General features: G+C 67.7%; 18 protein-coding genes. 11 read left to right on the top strand and 7 right to left on the bottom strand.

Features of this window, described 5'->3' with window-relative positions; genetic code table 11:
* The first annotated feature begins 504 nt into the window (after positions 1-504).
* A complete protein-coding gene (locus tag GKZ92_RS23580; protein ID WP_187346529.1) occupies positions 505-768 on the top strand; it encodes a WhiB family transcriptional regulator in 264 nt (87 codons plus the stop codon).
* A gap of 96 nt (positions 769-864) precedes the next feature.
* Here the strand turns inward: GKZ92_RS23580 and GKZ92_RS16060 are convergent, their stop codons facing one another.
* On the bottom strand, positions 865-1,386 hold the full coding sequence (locus GKZ92_RS16060) for a metallopeptidase family protein (protein WP_006359446.1): 522 nt from the start codon (positions 1,384-1,386) through the stop codon (positions 865-867).
* Positions 1,387-1,489: 103 nt separating this feature from the next.
* Here GKZ92_RS16060 and GKZ92_RS16055 point away from each other — a divergent pair, with 103 nt between their 5' ends.
* From GKZ92_RS16055 to manA, 3 genes are all read left to right on the top strand, one after another.
* Positions 1,490-2,050, top strand: a complete 561-nt coding sequence (locus GKZ92_RS16055) for a DUF3499 domain-containing protein (RefSeq protein ID WP_187346527.1) — start codon at positions 1,490-1,492, stop codon at positions 2,048-2,050.
* Between the two features lie 164 nt (positions 2,051-2,214).
* Positions 2,215-3,363 carry a hypothetical protein gene (locus GKZ92_RS16050; RefSeq protein ID WP_042375690.1) on the top strand — a complete coding sequence of 383 codons (1,149 nt, stop codon included), beginning with the start codon at positions 2,215-2,217 and terminating at the stop codon, positions 3,361-3,363.
* Positions 3,360-4,655, top strand: coding sequence for a mannose-6-phosphate isomerase, class I (gene manA / locus GKZ92_RS16045; protein ID WP_040004218.1), 1,296 nt, complete (start codon positions 3,360-3,362; stop codon positions 4,653-4,655). The genes GKZ92_RS16050 and manA overlap by 4 nt, the downstream gene beginning before the upstream one ends.
* A 115-nt stretch (positions 4,656-4,770) precedes the next feature.
* On the opposite strand, the gene eccE is transcribed toward manA, so the two are convergent.
* Positions 4,771-6,492: a type VII secretion protein EccE gene (gene eccE, locus GKZ92_RS16040; protein WP_155225417.1), complete on the bottom strand. Its 1,722-nt coding sequence runs from the start codon at positions 6,490-6,492 to the stop codon at positions 4,771-4,773.
* 201 nt (positions 6,493-6,693) lie between these two features.
* Between eccE and eccB the strand changes: the two genes are divergently transcribed.
* The gene (gene eccB, locus GKZ92_RS16035) at positions 6,694-8,172 is read left to right on the top strand and encodes a type VII secretion protein EccB (protein WP_075863832.1); all 1,479 of its coding nucleotides are present in this window, start codon (positions 6,694-6,696) and stop codon (positions 8,170-8,172) included.
* A 17-nt stretch (positions 8,173-8,189) separates the two neighbouring features.
* Here the strand turns inward: eccB and hpxO are convergent, their stop codons facing one another.
* Together hpxO and GKZ92_RS16025 are read right to left on the bottom strand one after the other, a co-directional pair.
* On the bottom strand, positions 8,190-9,350 hold the full coding sequence (gene hpxO / locus GKZ92_RS16030; RefSeq protein WP_075863869.1) for an FAD-dependent urate hydroxylase HpxO: 1,161 nt from the start codon (positions 9,348-9,350) through the stop codon (positions 8,190-8,192).
* A gap of 130 nt (positions 9,351-9,480) precedes the next feature.
* Positions 9,481-10,107, bottom strand: coding sequence for a TetR/AcrR family transcriptional regulator (locus tag GKZ92_RS16025; RefSeq protein ID WP_035751209.1), 627 nt, complete (start codon positions 10,105-10,107; stop codon positions 9,481-9,483).
* A 111-nt stretch (positions 10,108-10,218) separates the two neighbouring features.
* Between GKZ92_RS16025 and GKZ92_RS16020 the strand changes: the two genes are divergently transcribed.
* The 5 genes from GKZ92_RS16020 (at position 10,219) to nrdF (ending at position 15,486) form a co-directional block, all read left to right on the top strand.
* Positions 10,219-10,776, top strand: coding sequence for an NAD(P)H-dependent oxidoreductase (locus GKZ92_RS16020; RefSeq protein ID WP_006359438.1), 558 nt, complete (start codon positions 10,219-10,221; stop codon positions 10,774-10,776).
* Positions 10,777-11,190: 414 nt separating this feature from the next.
* Complete coding sequence (locus GKZ92_RS16015; RefSeq protein ID WP_005198719.1) at positions 11,191-11,427, top strand: redoxin NrdH; 237 nt, start codon at positions 11,191-11,193, stop codon at positions 11,425-11,427.
* Between the two features lie 226 nt (positions 11,428-11,653).
* Entirely contained in the window at positions 11,654-12,118 is a 465-nt protein-coding gene (nrdI, locus tag GKZ92_RS16010; RefSeq protein WP_006359437.1) for a class Ib ribonucleoside-diphosphate reductase assembly flavoprotein NrdI, read from the top strand.
* Between the two features lie 99 nt (positions 12,119-12,217).
* Positions 12,218-14,413 (top strand): class 1b ribonucleoside-diphosphate reductase subunit alpha, encoded by a 2,196-nt coding sequence (nrdE, locus tag GKZ92_RS16005; protein WP_006359436.1) that lies wholly within the window; start codon positions 12,218-12,220, stop codon positions 14,411-14,413.
* A 68-nt stretch (positions 14,414-14,481) separates the two neighbouring features.
* Complete coding sequence (nrdF, locus tag GKZ92_RS16000; protein ID WP_006359435.1) at positions 14,482-15,486, top strand: class 1b ribonucleoside-diphosphate reductase subunit beta; 1,005 nt, start codon at positions 14,482-14,484, stop codon at positions 15,484-15,486.
* A gap of 47 nt (positions 15,487-15,533) precedes the next feature.
* On the opposite strand, the gene GKZ92_RS15995 is transcribed toward nrdF, so the two are convergent.
* Together GKZ92_RS15995 and GKZ92_RS15990 are read right to left on the bottom strand one after the other, a co-directional pair.
* Positions 15,534-16,343: an SWIM zinc finger family protein gene (locus GKZ92_RS15995; RefSeq protein WP_006359434.1), complete on the bottom strand. Its 810-nt coding sequence runs from the start codon at positions 16,341-16,343 to the stop codon at positions 15,534-15,536.
* A complete protein-coding gene (locus GKZ92_RS15990) occupies positions 16,340-19,234 on the bottom strand; it encodes a DEAD/DEAH box helicase (protein ID WP_006359433.1) in 2,895 nt (964 codons plus the stop codon). The genes GKZ92_RS15995 and GKZ92_RS15990 overlap by 4 nt, the downstream gene beginning before the upstream one ends.
* 241 nt (positions 19,235-19,475) lie before the next feature.
* On the opposite strand from GKZ92_RS15990, the gene GKZ92_RS23575 reads away from it, so the two are divergent.
* On the top strand, positions 19,476-19,634 hold the full coding sequence (locus GKZ92_RS23575) for a hypothetical protein (RefSeq protein WP_006359432.1): 159 nt from the start codon (positions 19,476-19,478) through the stop codon (positions 19,632-19,634).
* Positions 19,635-19,706: 72 nt separating this feature from the next.
* On the opposite strand, the gene GKZ92_RS15985 is transcribed toward GKZ92_RS23575, so the two are convergent.
* Positions 19,707-20,195, bottom strand: coding sequence for a beta-class carbonic anhydrase (locus tag GKZ92_RS15985; protein WP_155225415.1), 489 nt, complete (start codon positions 20,193-20,195; stop codon positions 19,707-19,709).
* Between the last annotated feature and the right edge of the window lie 69 nt (positions 20,196-20,264).

Genomic DNA, 20,264 nt, shown 5'->3' with positions numbered 1-20,264 from the left:
ATCACATCAGTGTCATTCCGAGTTTGAGATCGAGAACATTCGAGGTCGAGAACCACTGGCCTCCAAGGGATTCGATCATATGTTCGAACGCGGACAGAGGGTCGGTGCCGGCAGAGAAGGGCCGTCGCTCGGGCGCTGTGTACAACGGATGTAGAGAGTCACTGCACCCCGAGTACAAGTGGTGTGGCAGCAGTGGTGGGTACGGCAGCACGTCGTGTTCGCAAAGGACAGTCAACGACCAACATCCCGAGCTAGGAGGCGCCGACGATGGCTTTTGACAATCCGATCGGCAATCCGCTTGAACCGCATATTCGCCCGCAATTCATCGCAGAGTCGCACGTGATGACATCCACCCCGGACATCGGCGCCACAGAGTTTCGCACCCTTGGGCCCGTTGACGATTCGATGATCGGTGGCACCGCGCGTGCGGCCGCAATCGAATCCGTCGCCGACGCAACCGTTCTCGTCGAATCCGACGCAGACGATGCCGCCGGCCGTCGTCATCTGGCCTTGGTGCCCAACGACTTCGACGACCTGTTCGATTCCGTCGAAGAGCAGTGGCAGGACCGCGCATTGTGTGCGCAGACCGACCCGGAGGCGTTCTTCCCCGAAAAGGGTGGATCGACACGTGAGGCCAAGCGCATCTGCCAGGGCTGCGAAGTCAAGGCGGAGTGCCTGGAGTACGCGCTGCACAACGACGAACGCTTCGGGATCTGGGGCGGGCTGTCGGAACGTGAGCGCCGTCGTCTCAAGCGCGGCATCATCTGAGGAGGTCGCCGGAACGGCGACGTCCGAACAATCGAATTCCCCAGCGAGAGCTGGACGCTCGACGCTGCGTCGTCGGACGCGATCATCGACCGCGGATCACTCAGGTCCGCGGTCGATCGTGTCTTCGTCGACGCCCAGGTGAGTGGCGACCTGCTGGACGAGGACCTCGTGCACGAGCTCGAGCAGGTCCGTGCCCTTCTTGGCCCGCGACTCCAGCGGCCGGCGGAACAGGATGATCTGCGCCCGTGTCGGCACCCCGTGGACGTCCATGCCCGCGGGGATCAATCGTGCGAGCGGCACCGCGCCGTCGGCGGTCACCTCGTCTGGCCACTCGACGGTCTCGGGATCGCGGGGGAGCAGTCGCGGGATCTCGTCGACGGCGATGTCGAGTCCGGCCAACTGATCGTGCCACTGCGCGTCGATCTCGGCGAAGGCCTCGAGCGCGACGGCGTCGAACTCGTCGGAGCGGGTGTTGTAGGCGGGGACGTTCTGCGGCAGCAGCGGGGAGCGCAGGCCGCGTCCTCGCCGATCTCGGTACCGTCCGACCCGGCGTCGGCCACGACGGATTCCCGGCTGGCCGAATGAGCCGCGCGGCGTCGGCTTCGGGTGGATGCGCATGGCGCGAGTCTATGAGGTCGCGGTGGCCGATGTCGCCCCCGCCCGCCCCCGTTCTGAGCGTGTCGAGTCTGTGGTTGCGGACAGTGCGGGCTAATCTCGTCACGTGAAGCTTCCCCGTCTGTGCTGCCGACCCGGCTGCGCCCGATCCGCGGTGGCTACCCTGACCTTCGTCTACGCCGAATCGACCGCGGTGATCGGTCCGCTGGCGACCTCGGAGGAGCCGCATTCCTGGGATCTGTGCGATGACCACGCTCGCCGGATCACCGTGCCGCGGGGATGGGAGATGCTGCGCAGTGAGCGGGGATTCTCGGTACCGGCCGAGGACCATGAGCTGACCGCCCTCGCCGAGGCCGTTCGCGAGGCCGGCGCCGTCGCCGGTGGAGGACGCCCGGGCTTCGTCGATCGCGGCTCCCTCGGCCGTGGCTCGGACCGGACGCCGGCCGATTCCCTCGATGCGTTCGACTCACGGTCGCTGGACGAGGCGCGCGCGGCCGATGCCGCGTACGAGGCCGCACTCGCCGACCGTCGCAGCGGTCGCCATCGCGCCGGACCCGTCGATTCGCCGTCTCAGCCGTCGGCCACCCCGGGTGTGCCCCGCCACCAGACGCGGCCCCGGCCGGGTCGCCGCGGTCATCTGCGGGTTCTCCCGGACCCGGTCGACTGACCGGAGACCACCACGCGGGGGGCGTGGAACCCGTTGTCGCCGTCGGGGGCCGCGAATCGTCGGAGTTCGGGGCCGGCCTCCCGTCCCACCTCGCTGCGGGTACCGAACGAGTGACTGTGTCGCGTACCCGGGCGTGTGTCCGCGCGGCTGGCTACGCTGGTCCCATGCGCACCGGTACACCCGACCTCGATGATGCCGAGGAGTTGTTCTCCGCGGACGTCGACGGACTGTTGCGGGCCGTCGCGCTCGCCGGGGCGCAGGTTCGGGCAACTGCCGAGGCCGTCCGCGAGGGCGTGCTGGCGCCGCTCGCGGATCTACGGCCACGCAGCGTCGTGATCGTCCACGGTTCCAGCGAGGTCTCGCACCGTGCGGCCGAGATGGGGGTCGCCACCCTCGCGGCACGAATCGACGTCCCGGTCGTGACGGGCCCCGTCCTGCCGGGGTGGGTCGGTCCGCTGGACGTGGTGATCGTGGCCGGTGAGGACGCGGGCGACATGGCACTGGCCGATGCCGCCGCGCGTGCGCTGCGTCGTCGGGCCGAGGTGGTCGTAGCCGCACCCATCGCCGGGCCCCTTCAGGATGCGCTGGGCGGCAACGGGATCGATCTCTCCCCGCGGTTCGACGTCGAGCCGCGCTTCCGGTTCGTCGGATTCGTCGCCGCGCTGCTCGCGGTATTCGGTGGTCTCACCCAGGTCCGTGTGACCGGCCCGGTGCCCGCGCTCGACGACCTGGCCGATGCGCTCGACGCCGAGGCCTCGGGCTCGCATCCCTCGCGGGAGACCTTCCACAACCGGGCCAAGTCACTGGCCGTGCGCGTGCAGGGGCGTCCTTCCGTCTGGACATCGGATTCACCGGCGGGTTCGGTGCTGGCCGTGCATGCCGTGTCGAGCATTCTCGCCTTCGCCGGGATCGTCGGCGCCGTCGCCGAACTCGGGGACGTGGCGCGGATGTCCCGGCTCCGGGAATCGCGACCGGGCGCTGCTCCGGCCGCCGACTCGATCTTCTACGACCCGGAGTTCGACGGTCCGGCGCAGGAGCCCGCTCCGCGCATCATGATCATGTCGACCGCCCGGCGTGAGTGGTACACCCGGCAGCGGGTGATGGGACTCGGCGACGTCGACCTGGTGGTCGGTGCCGACGAGGCAGAGGCGGTGCCGCAGACCGGCGGGCAACCGTCGGACGGCCGGCGGCCGGTGCCGGGCGAGGACCCGGTGGCCGACGGCCCGGGCGACCTCCTCGATTTCCTGGTCGTCGCCTTGCGGGTCGAGATGTCGGCGGTGTATCTCCGCCTGATTGGGAACACGGTGCAATGAGGATTCTCGACGGAGTGGTGCGCCCCTACGCATGGGGCTCACGAACAGCCATCGCGTCGATTCAGGGGAGGCCTGTCCCGTCGGCGCATCCGGAAGCCGAGTTGTGGTTCGGCTCGCATCCGGCGGGCTCGGCGCGGTGCGTCGACCCCTCCGGCCCGGAGCAGCACCTCGTCGAGGTGATCGACGCCGATCCGGTGGCGACGCTCGGTGCGGCGAGCGCGGCCGAGTTCGGGAACCGACTGCCGTTCCTGCTCAAGATCCTCGCCGCCGAGGAAGCGCTGTCGCTGCAGGCGCATCCGTCCGCGGACCAGGCGCGCGAGGGTTTCGAGCGGGAGAACGCCCGCGGCCTCGCCCTCGACGCCCGTGACCGCAACTATCGCGACCCGTGGCACAAGCCGGAGCTGATCGTCGCCACCACGCCCTTCGACGCGCTGGCCGGCTTCCGCGATCCACACAAGACCGTCGCCCTGCTACGCGAACTGCAGGTCAGCGAACTCGACCACTACCTGGGAATGCTTGCCGGACAACCCGATTCCGAGGGTCTGCGGGCGGTGTTCACCACCTGGCTGACGCTGCCGGAGTCGTCGATCCGGCAGCTCGTGCCCGCGGTCCTGCACGGCGCGATCGAGGTGCTGAGCGCGGGACGCACGGAGTTCTCCGCCGAACTGCGCACGGTGTGCGAGCTCGGCGAGGACTACCCGAACGATCCCGGTGTGCTCGCCTCGCTGCTGCTCAACCACGTGCATCTCGAGCCGGGGCAGGGTCTGTATCTGCCCGCGGGCAACCTGCACGCCTACCTGCGTGGCACCGGGGTGGAGATCATGGCCAACTCCGACAACGTGTTGCGCGGCGGCCTCACACCCAAGCACATCGACGTGCCGGAGTTGTTGCGCGTCCTCGACTTCACACCGGTCGACGCCGCCCAGATGGCGCCGCCGGTGCGCATGATCGGCGCCGAACGCGTCTACCTCACGCCGGCGCCGGAGTTCCGGCTGTCGCGGATCGAGTTGGACGGCACCGGGTTGCATCACTCGTCGTCGATCTGTTTCGACATGCCCGGACCGCAGATCCTCGCCGTGCTCAGCGGCGCGGTCGAGGTGCGTCCCGGGGACGGCGCACCGCTGACCGTGAAATCAGGCCACGCCCTGTGGATCACCGACGACGACCCGGACGTGATCGTGCGGGCGGCCTCGGCGCGGGCGGTCTTCTACCGTGCGCTCGTGCCGGTTGCGGTGTCGGCAACCGAAGGTGTGTCGGCGTCTGCGACGGCCGCGGCGACCGCCACCGAGTGACAACCGCGGCGATACCTGCCCGAGCCGCTCACGAGATCCGTTCGCGCTCACCGTCAACGGGTGAGCGGCGACCGACAAAGTGAGCAAAATTGCGACGCCGCGGAGTGAGGTCCCGCTATCGCCGGACCGGCACGGCGGGTTCGGGATAGCCGCCGATCAATTTCCATTCGTCCGGCGTCGCGACCATCGTCACGAGCATCGGCTGCCCGCCGGTGTCGAGTGAGAGGTCCTGTGGCGCACGCGGATTCTGGGTCAGGGCAACAGTGTGGCCGCCGGTCGGGTCGTCGACGCCGGGAGCGGACACGATCATCCGCGTCGTATCCGGTTGCGGCGACGGGGGAGTGACGCCGTCGACGATGACGAGCGCGGGCCCCGGACGGGCCGGTGTGCGGTCGCCGGCCAGTGACAGGGCACTCGGGTCGGCGACGGCGGTGACCAGGGGGGCCCATCGGTGCGGGCGGTCGGTGTGGACGCGAACCGAGGCACCGACCGCCACGGCGCGCAGCGCGATCTGTGCGACGACGTGGATACCGGCGGCGACCGACACGGTGGCGATGCCGGGACCGACCAGTCGGGTGGCGACGGCGCGGCCCGTGTGGTCGGCACCGATGAGCTGACCGCATCCACCGGCCGGGAGGCGAACCGAGCCGATCAAGGCCTGGGCGGCCTCGCCGGTGAGCGTCGGCAGGTTCCGTTCGAGACGGGTGGGCGTCGCGATGGGGAGGCTGACGGCGAGGGCCTCGAACTGGCGCCCGTCGAGCGGCTGCAGACCAGCCGGCCACGACGGCACCGACCGTCGCGCATCGGGGAACTCGTTGAACCGCACGAACGCGGAGACCTCGACCCCGGGCCGTCCGTTGCGGTGGCGGCGGTCGGCGGCGACATGCCGGAGCCGGACGGTGAGGGTGGTGGAGACGGCCGGGTTGACCCAGACGTCGCGGACCACGGCGGGCAGTGCTTCCGGTTCCACTGCGGCGCTGCGGATGCGGAGCCCGGAGACCTCGACCGATTCCCACTCCTCGGCCAGCGAGTCGATGCCGGCGCCCTCGGTCAGTTGGGTCGTGACCGACGTGATCTGCCCGGCGGACAGGATGGTGGTGGTCAGTCCGTGTTCGGCGAGGCGTTTGGCCACACGGCGGGTGGTGACCGTCGCGGTGCGCAGGGCTCCGGTCGCGCCGCCGCCGCGTCGTGCCACGGCGTCGGGACACTCGAGTGGATCGAGTCGCAGCACGACGAACACCGAACGCTGAGCGGTCGCCGAAAGGGGTCCGAGGGTGCGGTCGTAGGTGGCCGGTGCAACACCCGAACCCCACACGCGCACACCGTGACTGATGACCTCGATCGAGCTGAGTGCGATGTCGTACCGGTCGATGCACTCAGCGAGGACGTCGAGCGGAACCAGTTGCCCGTTCTGGTCGCCGAGGGTGCTGTTGCCCGGTGTCAGGTAGGTGACCGCGGGGCCGCCCGGGTACACCCGAACCACGGTGACCAGGGTGTCGCCGACCCAGCGGGCGCCGATGGTCGTGGGTGACGACGACCGGCGGGCCGACGGACGGGTGGAGGGGCCGGCCAGCGGGACGTCGAACGGGGCCGGGTCGAGGTCGGCGTCGCTCCGGCGCATCCGCGACCAGGAGAACGACATCCGCACGGCGAGCCGGCCGAACAGTGACTGCCGACCGCCGACGCTCACCAGCCCGGACGCGATCACCATCGCCACGATCAGGGCCGACAGCCCCCACACGCTGCCGGACAACGCCCATACGACGAGACCGAGGGCCAGGATCACCTCGATCACCACGAGTGTGCGCAGCCCCGTCGCACGCGTGTTCCGATCCACGATCCCCCCTCGATCCCGGTGCCGCGCCCGATGCGGCATCGCCCGTCGGTGTCTCCACAGGCGGCGAAGCCCCACACGTGAGGGGCGCATGTGTCGGTTAGGCTACTACCGCGCGGCAGGGGGTACGCCGCAGGAGATCACAACCGATCCACACCGAAGCCCGTTCGCGGGCGCGTGAGATCGGCGCGGACAGGGGGAGTCGTGGCACGTCAGCTGACGACCAAGGCTCAGGTCAACGGCTACCGTTTCCTGATCAAGCGGCTCGAGCACGCGCTCGTGCGCCGCGACGTGCGGATGCTGCACGACCCGATGCGGTCTCAGCTGCAGGCACTGGTGGTCGGAACCGTCCTCGGCCTGCTCGTCCTCGGTGGCTGCGGTGTGTACGGCCTCGTCCGGCCGCAGGGGTCGGTCGGGGACGCCACCATCATCGTCAGCAAGAACAGCGGCAGCACCTACGTTCTCGTCGAGGACACCCTGCACCCGGTGCTCAATCTCGCCTCGGCCCGACTGATCACCGGGAGTTCCGAGGAGCCGACCTCGGTGGCCGACACCAAACTCGAGCCCTACGCGCGCGGCCCGCTGCTGGGTATCCCGGGCGCGCCTGCGTCCCTGCCGGGTTCGGCGCACAAGAGCACCTCGATGTGGACGGTGTGCGATTCGTCGACGGTCTCGTCGGACCCGGCGAGCGAGTCGATCCGACAGACGGTCATCGCCGACACGCCCGTGCTGGGGTCGTCGACCGTCGAGACCGCCCGTCCGGAAGACGCGTTGCTGGTCCGTACCGGCGACAAGACCTTCCTGATATATCAGCTGTTCCGCGAGGGGAGGTGGAGCCCGGTCCGGGCGGAGGTCGACACCGACAGTGCGCCGGTCATGCGTGCCCTCGGCCTCGACGACGTCACACCGCGCGGGATGACCCCCGGACTCCTCAACAGCTTCCCGCTCGTCGAACCGCTGGAGGTGCCCACCGTCCCCGGTGCGGGGCAGCCGGGCGCAGTCGGCTCGACGACCGTGGGTTCGGTCGTGAAGTCGGTCGACGTCGACGACGACACCACCTATCACGTCGTGCTCCGTGACGGTGTCCAGGAGATAAGTGCCCCGGCCGCGGAGATCCTGCGTCTTGCCGACCGCGACGGCGCCGCACCCGTCAGGACGGTGGCGCCCGGCGAGCTCGCCACCCTGAAGGTGGTGGAGGAGTTGCCGATCGGCGACTTCCCACAGGTCAACCCGACGATACTCGGCCTCGCCACCGATCCGACCCTGTGCCGCAGCTGGTCCCGCGGCACCGACGAACCGCGGGCCGAGACCGCCCTGCTGGCCGGTCGCGCGCTTCCGCTGGAATCCGGTGCCCGGCCGGTACGTCTGACATCGGCCGACGGTGCCGGGCCCGGTCTCGACGAGGTCTATCTGCCGCCGGGGTCGGGGGAGTACTTACAGGTGACCGGCAACGAGGCCGACAGCGCCCGCACCGAATCGCTGTTCTACGTAAACGATTCGGGTGTGCGCTTCGGCATCCCGGACCTCGAGACGGGCGGCACCCTCGGGCTCGGCGACTCGCCTTCGCGTGCACCGTGGTCGGTGGTGTCCCTGCTCGCACCTGGTCCGACGCTTTCCGCCGAGGCCGCGCTGGTCGCGCACGACGGACTCAGAACTGCCGGGATCGACCGGGACGGTGAGTAATCCGGGTCGGCCCCGTCTCAGGACGTGAGCGGGCCGCCGACGATGTTGCCGACGATCCCGCGGATGATGTTGGTGCCGTCCTCGCCGCGCAGTTCGTCGTACCAGGCGGCCGTCTTCTCCGGGTCCTTGCCGTGGGTCACGTCGCAGCGCTTGCGGGCGCGCAGCACGAGGTCGCCGGCACGCTCGGTGCGCGCGGACTGATAGGCGGCCAACGCGGCGAGCGGGTCGTCGGGATGATCGCGGAACGCGAACTGCAGGGCGACCGCGTCTTCCATCGCCAAACAGCCGCCCTGCCCGATGTCGGGGGTGGTGTTGTGCGCGGCATCGCCGAGCACGGCGACGCGTCCCTTGACCCAGGTGTCGAACGGGTCGAGGTCCAGGATCTCGACCCGATTGGTCGTCGTGGGATCGAGCTTGCCGATGAGGGTCTGGACTCCGGGTGCCCAGTCGGCGAACTCCTCGGCCAGCACCTCGCGTGCAGTGCCACGTTCGAACGGGACGCCCGCGGGCATGGGGACGTCGAAGAAGAAGTAGAAACGGTTGCCCGCCACCGGCATCACCGACACACGACGCGAATCACCCACGTAGGTGGTCCATTCGGTGGCCGGACCGATGTTCTCGTCGACCTCGACGAGTCCGTTGAAGTTCACGTATCCGGCGTAGCGGCGCTGGACCGGGCCGCCGAGCACGTACTCGCGGGTCAGTGACTTCGACCCGTCGGCACCGATCACGATGTCGGCGGAATCGGTGGTGCCGTCGGCGAATTCGACGGTCGCACGTTCCGCGCCGTCGTGTACGGCCACCATCTTCTTGCCGAAGTGGATGTCGTCGTACCCGTAGGCGTTCATCAGCATCAGCTGAAGCTCGGCCCGGGCCATCGGGTAGGGGCGCTGGCCCACCTCGTCGATGAGCGGCTGCATGCTGAAGCGGCACATGGCGTCACCGGTGAAACCGTCGACATAACTCATCGAGTCGAGTATGCCGCCGAGTTCGGCGGCCTCTTTCTCCAGACCGAGGTGGTTGAGGCATTTGACGCCGTTGGACCACACCGAGATCGCCGCACCCACCGGCTTGTTCTCGGTGACCTGCTCGTAGACCTCGACGTCGACACCGAGTTGCCTGAGGGCGATGGCCGCCGACATGCCGCCCATACCCGCGCCGACGATCACTGCCTTCACACTCACCACCGCTCTCTCGAGATCACCTGCCGGCGACTGGTGCTGCCGGCCCGACACCAGGCTAGGACGCGACCGACGGCGGCGCGCCCCGAAGACACGGTCGTGACGATGCTGCGCGACCGGGCGGGAGTCAGCGTGAACCGCGGGAGGTCGCGAGCACGGTGACCATGTCCTGCCACTGCGTGGTGATGGTCTCGAGATCGAGGCCGACCTCGACCATCAGGTACCGGACCGATCCGGCGGCCAGCGGAGCCTGCACGGCCAGCGACATGAAGTCGAGATCGTCGGCGAATCCCAACTGCCGCAGCAGGATCTGAACGTGCTGAGTCGACGCGCGGCCCACCGGGTGGGTCATGAAGTCGTCGGTGGCCGCTCCCGCCTCGAGCAGGATGTCGAGGTGGTCGCAGGTCAGTTTGAGCCGGGCGCGGCCGTAGGCCAGCAGCCGGTCGAGCGGCGGCGCACCAGGGCCCAGCGGCTCGGGTCCGGAGAGGTAGGCCTGCTGCATCTCCGATTCGGAGTGGTCGAGGAGTGCGAGCATCAGCCCGGTGCGGTTGCCGAAGCGCCGGAACACCGTGCCCTTGCCCACGCCGGCCTCACGAGCGACCGCCTCCATGGTCACCGCGGCGGCACCGTGGTGATCGATGAGGTTCTTGGCGGCAGCCAGCAACAGACGCCGGTTGCGTGCGGCGTCGGCACGTTCGGTCCCCGAGGTGTTGAAGGAAATCTGGAGCGGGGAGTGGTCTGGCCCGTTCGGCACGTGATGAGGGTAACTCTTCACCCCGATCGGGAATCAATCGGACCCGGGTCCGGTTGCTGGCTTCGTATCCACCGCCCTCAGCGGGCCGGTGCCCTCGTCGAAAGGAATGACATGTCGGATCGAGTCGTCGAACTGGTAGCGCTCGTCGGAAGCCTTCGTGCTGCATCCATCAACCGGCAGCTGGCCCAGGTCGCTGCCGACAACGCTCCCGCCGGAGTTCACATCACCGTCGTCGACCATCTCGGTTCGCTGCCGTTCTACAGCGAAGACGTCGATGTCGAGGGCGCCCTCGACGCCGGTGTGATCGCCCTGCGTGAGGCCGTCGCCAAGGCGGACGGCGTGCTCATCGCCACCCCCGAGTACAACGGCACCATCCCCGCCGCGTTGAAGAACGCCATCGACTGGCTCTCGCGCCCGTACGGCAACGGGGCCCTCAACGGCAAGCCCGTCGCCGTCCTGTCCGCCGCGCTCGGCCAGTACGGCGGCCAGTGGACCCGCGAGGACACCCGTAAGTCGGTCGGCATCGCCGGCGGCCGCGCGATCGAGGACGCCGACCTCGGTCTGCAGATCCCCGCGCTCCCCGAGGGCGGCCTGACCGATCCCGCGATCGTGGAGAAGGTCGTCGCCTCGGTCGCCCGCATCGTCGACGAGGTCGCCGTCAGCGCCTGATCTGTCTTCCGTTTTCCTCGACGCCGCGCCGGGTACATGCCCGGCGCGGCGTCGTCTGTCCGGGTGCACAGGAAGAGGGGTGGCGACCCGGGCCTTGTGGACTGGCGGTGCACATGTTGTGGAGGACCGTTGGACAACCTGTGAGCGACACGCCGGACGCGACCGTGACACGCCGGAATTTATGATCCTGCACCCGTCCGACCTGCATGTCTTCCACCAATGTTATTCACAACCCCTTGTGGTGACCAGAAATGTCAGCCACTAGGTGTAGTGTTTGCCCTACCAGTCAGGCGGACAAGAGGAAGCGGATGTACTCCTCCGGAAACGCCAGGAAGCCGGTGACCCAGATCACCATCTTCACACTGGGAAACTGCACGTCACTGGCGATTCCAACGACCCGAGGAGAACCACTCGATGTCTTCCATCACCGTCTACACGAAGCCGGCATGTGTCCAGTGCAACGCCACCTACAAGGCCCTGGACAAGCAGGGTCTGTCCTACGAGATCGTCGACATCAGCCAGGACCCGGAAGCCCGCGACTACGTGATGGCGCTGGGTTACCTGCAGGCCCCGGTCGTCGTCGCCGGCGACGAGCACTGGTCGGGCTTCCGCCCCGACCGCATCAAGGCGCTCGCCACCGCTGCTGCCTGATCTCCCGCCGTCTGCCGTCACCATCGACCCCGCCGCGGGTGTGATCCGAAGGGGAAGCCGGATCCGCCGCGTCGGGATGTGACAGCAGAGATGAGTGTGGCCATCGGCCCGGATGCGGGAAATGGTCACGACGGTTCCGGCGTTGGAACCAGCAGGCGTCCCGACATCGGGCGCAACGAACAAACGCCATCACAATCGGTCACCGTCACCAGGGTTGGAGGGAGACATGTCGGCCACCTCGCCGTTGATCGTCTACTTCTCCTCGGTCTCCGAGAACACCCACCGGTTCGTCGAGAAGCTGGACATGCGTTCCGTGCGCATCCCGCTGACCGGCGCAGCCGGTGAATTCGGTGTCGACGAGCCCTACGTGCTGATCTGCCCGACCTACGGGGGAGGCAAGGCGACGGGTCAACCCGGCGGCTTCGTCCCCAAGCAGGTCATCCGCTTTCTCAACGACGAACACAACCGATCCCTGATCAGGGGGGTGATCGCGGCGGGAAACACGAACTTCGGTGAGGAGTTCTGCTACGCCGGCGACATCATCTCGCGTAAATGTCGCGTGCCCTACCTGTACCGATTCGAACTGATGGGCACCACCGACGACGTCGACCGCGTCCGCGCGGGACTGGCCGACTTCGCCCAGAGCCCGGCGTTCGCAACCGGTGTGTCGCTGCACGCCACACCAGCCTGACGCCCCGCCGAGCGCGTCACCACCGGACTGTCACACCCCGCCCATACGCTGCCCATGAGGCACTTGGTAAGCCCCCACTATCCGCAGGAGTCATCTGTCGTGTCGCCCACCGCCGCCGCCGTCTCGGACACCTCTTCAGCAAGCAAGTCGGGCGTGCATGCCGGCCCGTCGGGTCATGAACCCGGCGAGCTCGACTTCCATGCGCTCAACGCGATGCTCAACCTGTACGACGCCGACGGCAAGATCCAGTTCGACAAGGATCGCGAGGCCGCGCGCCAGTACTTCCTGCAGCACGTCAACCAGAACACCGTGTTCTTCCACGACCTCGACGAAAAGCTCGACTACCTCGTCGAGGAGAACTACTACGAGCCCGAGGTCCTCGACAAGTACGACCGCGAATTCGTGAAGGGCCTGTTCAAGCACGCCTACGACAAGAAGTTCCGCTTCCCGACGTTCCTCGGCGCGTTCAAGTACTACACGAGCTACACGCTCAAGACCTTCGACGGCAAGCGCTACCTCGAGCGCTTCGAGGACCGCGTCTGCATGGTGGCGTTGACGCTGGCCGACGGCGACACCGCCCTGGCCCGCAACCTGGTCGACGAGATCATCTCCGGCCGCTTCCAGCCCGCAACCCCGACCTTCCTCAACTCGGGCAAGAAGCAGCGCGGCGAGCCCGTCTCGTGCTTCCTGCTCCGCATCGAGGACAACATGGAGTCGATCGGCCGCTCGATCAACTCGGCGCTGCAGCTGTCGAAGCGCGGCGGCGGAGTTGCGTTGCTGCTCTCCAACATTCGCGAGCACGGCGCGCCGATCAAGAAGATCGAGAACCAGAGCTCGGGCGTCATCCCGATCATGAAGCTGCTCGAGGACTCCTTCTCGTACGCCAACCAGCTCGGTGCGCGTCAGGGCGCGGGCGCGGTGTACCTGCACGCCCACCACCCCGACATCTACCGCTTCCTCGACACCAAGCGCGAGAACGCGGACGAGAAGATCCGCATCAAGACGCTGTCGCTCGGCGTGGTCATCCCGGACATCACGTTCCAGCTGGCCAAGAACAACGACGACATGTACCTGTTCAGCCCGTACGACGTCGAACGCGTCTACGGCGTGCCGTTCGCCGACATCAACGTCACCGACCGCTACCACGAGATGGTCGAGGATCGTCGTATCCGCAAGACCAAGATCAAGGCGCGCGAGTTCTTCCAGACCCTCGCCGAGCTGCAGTTCGAGTCGGGCTACCCGTACATCATGTTCGAGGACACGGTGAACCGGTCGAACCCGATCGACGGCAAGATCACCCACTCCAACCTGTGCTCGGAGATCCTGCAGGTCTCGACGGCGTCGACCTTCAACGACGACTTGTCCTACTCCCAGGTGGGCAAGGACATCTCGTGCAACCTCGGGTCGTTGAACATCGCCAAGACGATGGACTCACCCGACATCGGCCAGACCATCGAGACCGCCATCCGCGGACTCACCGCGGTGAGCGACCAGACCTCGATCACCTCGGTGCCGTCGATCGAGCACGGCAACAACAACTCTCACGCCATCGGCCTCGGCCAGATGAACCTCCACGGCTACCTGGCCCGCGAGCGGATCTTCTACGGCAGCGACGAGGGCATCGACTTCACGAACATCTACTTCTACACGGTGCTCTTCCACGCACTCCGCGCGTCGAACCGCATCGCCCGCGAGCGCGGTCGGGCGTTCACCGGTTTCGAGAAGTCGAAATACGCGTCGGGTGAATTCTTCGACAAGTACACCGCCAAGGTGTGGGAGCCGGAGACCCAGAAGGTCCGGGACATCTTCGGGCAGGCCGGGATTCACATCCCGACCCAGGACGACTGGCGTGAGCTGAAGGAAGCCGTGCAGCGCGACGGCATCTACAACCAGAACCTGCAGGCCGTCCCGCCGACCGGTTCGATCAGCTACATCAACCACTCGACCAGCTCGATCCACCCGGTCGCGGCGAAGATCGAGATCCGCAAGGAAGGCAAGATCGGTCGCGTCTACTACCCGGCGCCGTACATGACGAACGACAACCTGGAGTACTACCAGGATGCGTACGAGATCGGGTACGAGAAGATCATCGACACCTACGCCGCGGCGACCCAGCACGTCGACCAGGGCCTGAGCCTGACGCTGTTCTTCAAGGACACCGCCACCACGCGCGACGTCAACAAGGCGCAGATCTACGCATGGCGCAAGGGCATCAAGACGCTGTACTACATCCGTCTGCGCCAGATCGCGCTCGAGGGGACCGAGGTGGAGGGTTGCGTTTCGTGCATGTTGTGATCCTTTGCCACACAATGCCTTTCAGTAGCTTTGGCCCCCACTCGACCAGTTAGACGAGGAACCGTCACATGACCTCCACCGAAAGCCACAGCCCCGCCGACGGCGCACCCATCAAGCTGGTCAGCCGGGTCTCGGCGATCAACTGGAACCGCGTCCCCGACGAGAAGGACGCCGAGGTGTGGGATCGCCTCACCGGCAACTTCTGGCTGCCGGAGAAGGTGCCGGTGTCCAACGACATCCCGTCGTGGGGCACGCTGACCGAATACGAGAAGCAGCTCACCATGCGGGTCTTCACCGGCCTGACGCTCCTCGACACCATTCAGGGCACCGTCGGCGCGGTGTCGCTGATCCCGGATGCCACCACTCCGCACGAGGAGGCGGTGCTCACCAACATCGCGTTCATGGAGTCAGTGCACGCCAAGTCCTACAGCTCGATCTTCTCGACCCTGTGCTCCACCAAGGAGATCGACGAGGCCTTCCGCTGGTCGGAGGAGAACGAGCAGCTGCAACGCAAGGCCCGCATCGTCATGGACTACTACCGTGGCGAGGATCCGCTCAAGCGCAAGGTCGCCTCGACGCTGCTCGAGTCGTTCCTGTTCTACTCGGGCTTCTACCTGCCGATGTACTGGTCGAGCCGCGCCAAGCTCACCAACACCGCCGACCTGATCCGCCTCATCATCCGCGACGAGGCCGTCCACGGTTACTACATCGGCTACAAGTACCAGCGCGGCCTCGAGACGCAGACGCCGGAGCGTCGCCAGGAACTCAAGGACTACACCTTCGAGTTGCTGTTCGAGCTGTACGACAACGAGAGCGACTACACCGAGACGCTCTACGACGAGGTCGGGCTCACCGAGGACGTCAAGAAGTTCCTGCGGTACAACGCCAACAAGGCGCTGATGAACCTCGGCTACGAGGCGATGTTCCCGAAGGACGAGACCGACGTGAACCCGGCGATCCTGTCGGCACTGTCGCCCAACGCCGACGAGAACCACGACTTCTTCTCGGGGTCGGGCAGCTCGTACGTCATCGGCAAGGCCGTCAACACCGAAGACGAGGACTGGGACTTCTAGTCCCGCACCGTTTTATAGCCCGAAGCCGCGCCCAGCGCGGGTTCGGGCTATAAGTCTGTGGCGGTCAGGCGGTCGTAGAGATCGCCGAGTTCGTCGATGGTCTCGGCGATGTCGGCCGGCGCCACACCTGTCGCCCGCAGCGCGGCGCGGAGATCCGAACCGTCGAGCGCGGTGAGCGGGTTCATCCGTGGGACCGACGGGAGCGGCGGCAACGGCGACGAGGTGCCGTAGAAGTCGTCGGGCCGCAGCGAGCCCGACGACGAGTCGTCGTCGGCGGCGGGGGATTGTGCGGGCCGCGAGTCGATTTCGGCGAGCAGGTCACGGAGATCGGTACCCATCACCGTCAGCAGTGTCAGCGGAGACCGGTCGATCTCGGCGGCGATCTCATAGCTCGTCACCAGCGCGTGGACGCACCGCGGAGCCTCGTCGGGGCAGGTGCAGTCGGTGGCGATGTCCGCCGATTCGGTGGGCACCAGGAGTTCGCCGAGGATAGGTGGCTGCTCGCCGCGCGTGAGTCGCATCAGTTCCTCGACGCCGCCTCGGTCGCGGAGTAGCCCGGCCAGCGTCGGTGTGTCGACCGTGCGGGTGGTGATGATGACGTCGAACGGTTCCAGTTGCGTGCCCTCCACCGACGCCGTCACCTGGCCCGCACCGATCCGCAGACCGCGCACATGCCGGTCACGGAAGTACCTGCGTGCCTTGGTGATGTGTCGGCTGTCGGCGGCCGCCTCACCGTCGGCGCCGCGGCCCTCGACCACGTCGACGAACGCCCGCGACCACGGCGTGAGACCGTATCCGCGGACGGCGATGGTGCCCCGTTCGCCTTTGCGTTGGGTGCCCTTCTTGCGCACGGTCATTCGCTCACCGCCTCGTCGCGGAGCCGGAAGAGTTCGAAGAGTTCGTCGTCGGCGAGGTCGGACACCCAGTTCTCGCCGGCGGCGACGGTGAGCCGGGACAGTTCGCGCTTCTTGGCGATCATGTCGTCGATCCGTTCCTCGATGGTGCCCACGCAGACGAACCGGTGCACCGACACCTTCTGGTTCTGGCCGATGCGGTACGCGCGGTCGGTGGCCTGATCCTCGACGGCGGGGTTCCACCACCGGTCGACGTGGATGACGTGGTTGGCCGCGGTCAGGTTGAGGCCGGTGCCGCCGGCCTTGAGGGTTGCCAGCATGACCGGGGGACCGTCGTCGGATTGGAAGCCGGCGACCATGCGGTCGCGTTCCGTGCGGCCGAGTCCGCCGTGCAGCAGCGGGATCGCGGTGCCGAACTGTTCGGCGAGCCATCCCGACAGCATCTCGCCGAACGTCGCGAACTGGGTGAAGACGAGTGCGCGGTCGCCCTCGTCGGCGACGGTGGAGACGATGTCGGCGAGCAATTCGACCTTGCCGGAACGATGTTCGCCGTCGCGGATGAGGTCGGTGCCGTCGGCGAGGTAGTGCGCCGGGTGGTTGCACACCTGCTTGAGCCGCGTGAGTGCGGCCAGCACGTTGCGACGACGCAGGGTGCGCTGCTGTTTGTCGCGCAGCGCTGCCATGAGTTCGTCGATGACCGCGCGGTAGAGCGCGGCCTGTTCGACGGTGAGGTTGGCGCGCACCGCGAAGTCCGCCTTCTCCGGCAGATCGGCGGCGATGGCCGGGTCGGTCTTCTCGCGGCGCAGGATGAACGGCCGTGTGATCGCGGACAGTCGCCTTAGGGCTCCGGGATCGCGGTCGCGTTCGATGGGTTCGGCATAGCGCGCGCGGAACACCGACGCCGACCCCAACAGTCCGGGGTTCACCAGGTCGATCACCGCGCGCAGGTCCTCGAGGCGATTCTCCACCGGGGTGCCGGTCAGCGCGAGACGGCGATCGGCGGGAATGTTCCGGATCGCCTTGGAGGCAATGGTGTTGACGTTCTTGAGGTGCTGGGCCTCGTCGACGACGACGCGGTGCCAGGGATGTCGGGAGAGCAGTTCGAGGTCGCGGCCGGCGATCGCGAAGGTTGTGACGACGATGTCGACGGAATCGCGGATCGTGGTGAAGACCGCGCCGGCGGCTCGCGACGGGCCGTGATGGATGGCCACACGCAGTCCGGGTGCGAACCGCGCTATCTCGCGAGACCAGTTGCCGACCAGCGACATCGGGCAGACGACGAGCGTCGGTCCGGGCCGGTCGGCGTCGTCGGCGATGACGCTGCGCTCGTGGCACTCGAGTGCGATCACCTGGAGGGTCTTGCCCAAGCCCATGTCGTCGGCGAGTACGCCTCCGACGCCGAGGTTCGACAGGTGTGCCAGCCAGTCCAGCCCTCGTTGTTGGTACGGCCGCAGCACGGCTTCCAGATCGGTTGGGGGTGTGACCGGTTCGGGTCGGATGGCGCCGCCTTCGGCGACGTCGTCGAGCCACGAGAGTCCTTCGACCCGGGCGACGGGGACCGGGAGCTTGTCCGACTCGCCGGTCACGAGACCGAACAGTTCGCCGAAGTCCGCGGGCGGCTGGGTTGCGGCGAGAGCACGTTGCGTCGCTACGAAGGCGGCGGCGCGCGTCAGTGCCGAACCCTCGGCGCGGACCCACACGCCACGCACCCGGACCAGATCGCCCTTCTGGCCGGACAATTCGTCGAGATCGGCGTCGGTGAGGGTGATGGCGTCGGATGAATCACCCAGTGCCAGTCTCCATTCGAACTCACGGATCTCGCGGAGACCGACCATGGCTGCGGGCGCCCCGCCGCCGGGTGGTGGCAGGGCACGCAGCGTGAGACTCGGCCGGACCTCGGCGATGGTGCGGGGGAGCAGCACCGGAATCCCGGCCGCGCCCAGTGCCGCGGCGCCGGTAGCGAACAGTTCGGCGGCGACGTCGGTGGGGAGCAGGAAGTCGAGGGAGCCGCGGTCCGGGTCGGCCCGGTCGAGTTCGGGGAACTCGCGTACCGCGGTGGCCAGCGCTGTGGTCAGCTCGTCGAGTTCATGAGCGTCGAGGCGGTGGGGTGCCACCGGCTCGATCTGACCGTCGATGCTGCGCCGGCAGACCTCGAGTCGCCAGCGCGAGGCGTCGGCGACCTCGTCGCGCGTGGGCAGGTCGAAGGTGTCGTCGTCCCACGCGTCGTCCCAATGGCTCTCGGTCAGGTCGTCGTACTCGGGTTCGTGGAGACGGAAGATCAGTGACTGGTCGTCTCGTGGCACGCCGGCATTCCACCGGGACCAGCTCCCCACAGCGGCCGCCAGACGCTCGGGGGAGCAGGGCGGGCCGACGTCGGTGCCGGGCAGCAGCGCGCGGACGACGGGCGACGCCGGACGCGGTTCGCCGAGCCGGGGGATCGAACGAGCGATCGTCGTGCGGCATTCGTAATCGACGAGCTCGGCGAGAAAGTCGTCGAGCGAGGCGTGGGAGCCGTTGTGCAGCAACGCATCCGGCGCACTGCCGAGGCCGACGGCATGCCAGCTGCGCCACGTCGGCGTCGGAATGACGACCCAGCGGAGCAGCCATTCGCCCGCGACCTGCTCGGCCGACGGCGCCACCGAGCCGGCGGCGACGAATGAACGTACGCCGTCGAGCAGGTAGCGATACCACCGGACATCGCCGGTGACCGTCGCCGACCGAGACGCGTCGAGCAGGGACACCGCCGACGTCAGGCCGAGCGTCGCCGCCCGGACGAACCGTCGGCGATTGCCCTCGCCGACGATCGGGATCTCGCTGCGGAACCGGCGGCCCGACAGGGCGTCGCGCAGCGGCTCGGGCAGGTCTGCCGGTTCGCCGTCGATCCACACGGCCATCCCCACACCGGGCCGCCACAGGACGTGGAGCGGCGCGACGGAACGGGGCCGGTGGGTTGAGGGCGAGGGGGCGACGTCCGGCGGAGTCGGCCCACTGAGCTGCGGTTCTGAAGGCATCGAGGATCGCCCGCCAGTCTAACGACGGCCCCCGACACTGCCGGTTTCCACATCGTCCGACGAGGGTAAGGGAGAAGATCGATTCCGCATGCTCAACGCGGCACGAGAGTGCGAGGAGGCACCGATGGGACAGTCGAAGGACCAGCAGGCCGAACACGACGAGGGCACTGCCGAGGTTCGCAAGGACCCGCCCGGCCCCAAGGACCACGGACGTGAGGGCGGCATGGCGACCCGGGAGAACGCTCCCGACGCGGTGAAGCGCTCGGACCACACCGCGGACTGACGAGAAGCGACCGACGAGACGAAACCGACCGGGTACGCCGCAACGCGCGTACCCGGTCGGTTCTGTCCGGAGTCAGGAGACCTCGCGGAGGAGGCCGGTCGCGACGTCGAACACGAACCCGCGCAGCGAGCTGGTCTTGGTGATGAACGGACTGTTCTTGATGCGGTTGAGCGACTGCCGCACGTCGTCGTCGACGTCGCTGAACGCCTCGGCGGCCCACTCCGGCTTCTGCCCGATCTCGGTCTGCATGTCGCGCTTGAAGTCGTCGTCGGTGAAGGTGAGCATGCCGCAGTCGGTGTGGTGGATCAGGACGATCTCGGTGGTGCCGAGCAGCCGCTGGCTGATGGCGAGGGAGCGGATCTCGTCGGCGGTGACGACGCCGCCGGCGTTGCGGATCACGTGGGCCTCGCCCTCGTTGATGCCGAGGACACGGTAGACGTCGAGGCGGGCGTCCATGCACGCGACGATGGCGATGTGCTTGCTCGGCGGCAGCGGCAGGGGACCGTTGAAGGTCTTGGCGTACTCCGCGTTGTTGGCCAGGTACTGATCGGTGACAGTCATGCGCAAACAGTGATGCGTCAGAGAGTCCAGGGCGAGGGTTTGACCTGGCCTGATCCAAACGGTGGACGC

Origin of the sequence: Gordonia sp. 135 (assembly GCF_009720185.1) — a bacterium.
Lineage (GTDB): Bacteria > Actinomycetota > Actinomycetes > Mycobacteriales > Mycobacteriaceae > Gordonia > Gordonia alkanivorans.
Note: the sequence above shows the minus strand (reverse complement) of the source record. Positions and strands in the feature narration are given on the sequence as shown.